The 1406-nt window shown below is 36.6% G+C and carries 2 protein-coding genes; one reads left to right on the top strand and one right to left on the bottom strand.

The genetic code is table 11. The annotated features are described in order from the left end of the window. Positions 1–51: 51 nt before the first annotated feature. Positions 52–771 (top strand): MerR family transcriptional regulator, encoded by a 720-nt coding sequence (locus tag ACMZ6U_RS10375; protein ID WP_416108340.1) that lies wholly within the window; start codon positions 52–54, stop codon positions 769–771. Positions 772–821: 50 nt separating this feature from the next. Here ACMZ6U_RS10375 and ACMZ6U_RS10370 read toward each other — a convergent pair whose 3' ends face one another. Next, complete coding sequence (locus tag ACMZ6U_RS10370) at positions 822–1121, bottom strand: YbaB/EbfC family nucleoid-associated protein (protein ID WP_115130858.1); 300 nt, start codon at positions 1119–1121, stop codon at positions 822–824. Between the last annotated feature and the right edge of the window lie 285 nt (positions 1122–1406).

Genomic DNA, 1406 nt, shown 5'->3' with positions numbered 1-1406 from the left:
AGTTACCTTAGGTCATGAGATAAGATGGATGCTGGAAAGGAGGTTTAGTACATGTCAATTACTTATTCGACAGGACAATTGGCAGAAGAAACCGGTATTTCGGTCAGAACCGTTCAATTTTATGATCACAAAAAATTACTGGTACCATCGACTCGTAGTGATGGTGATCGCAGACAATATACTGAGAAAGATTTGGAAAAGTTAAGAATGATTCTCTTTCTCAAAGAACTTGGTTTTTCGCTCAAGCAAATTCGAGAATTCTTAACCTCAGACAATGATTTAGCTACAATTAGACTGCTTTTGACTATCAAAATCGAAGAAAATAAAAGAGAACAAAAACAAATTAAAGAGCGTTTACATCAACTGGAATCCTTATCTCGCCAAATCAAATCAAAAAATGATTTTAGGAAAGGAAATCTTATCATTATGAAAAAGCGTCTGAACAATCAAAAAGCTTGGCAGAGGCATACTTTTTGGTATAGTATCTTACTTGCTGTAGTTATAGTGATCTATACTGTCAGTCTCTCTTTTTTCAAGTTAACCATTTGGAGTGCTCTTCCTGTTGCAATCTTATTTATTGGGATGATTTTTGGACTGAGCTATTGGTATTACAGAGGTTTAGAGTACCTTTGCCCAGTTTGCCATCAAACCTTTCAACCAACCTATTGGGACTTTGCCAAGGCAGGTCACACGCCAAAAACACGTAAACTCACTTGTCCTCATTGTCATACGAAGTCTTCTTGTTTGGAATTAGCCAAAGAGAGTCGTTAAAAAGATAGTAAAAAAGCCTTTTCCACAGTGGAAAGGGCTTTTTGTGAGGTTTAGAATGGTAATTTGTTAGCGAAGGCACCCATTGTTTTTTGAGTCGCTGCATCAATTTGACTGAGAGCATCGTTGATGGCTTGTGTTGTCATGTCTTGAAGTGTTTCGACATCTTCAGGATCAACGACAGCTTCAGCGAAAGTGATGTTGGTTAATTTTTTATCACCTGAAAATTCGACAACAACCAAATCTTGAGCAGATTTGCCAGTGAAAGTAGTCGCAGCAAGCTCCTCTTGTTTCTTCTCCATTTGCTTTTGGAGTTTCTGTGCTTGCTTCATCATGTTTTGCATATTCATCATAGTATTTTCTATATTCCTTTCGTAACAAGGGTTTTTCCCTTGTTTAATTATCATAGTGATCCAAACTGGATCAGAATGTCATGTAATGACTGATCATCTAGTATTATATCATGTTTGAGCTTCAGGACAAAATGACTGAAATATCTTGAACAATGTTTTCTTATACAACTAAGAAGTCATGTAAACCCGTGGTGATAGTTGATTTCAAAATATCTCAAATGATAAGCCAGTATGATTTGTTCGATTCTCAATTGTAGTCCCCTAATGCTTCTCGTCAACGTGTGA

This window comes from Streptococcus pluranimalium, from assembly GCF_047785745.1.
Taxonomy (GTDB): Bacteria; Bacillota; Bacilli; order Lactobacillales; family Streptococcaceae; genus Streptococcus; species Streptococcus pluranimalium_B.
Note: the sequence above shows the minus strand (reverse complement) of the source record. Positions and strands in the feature narration are given on the sequence as shown.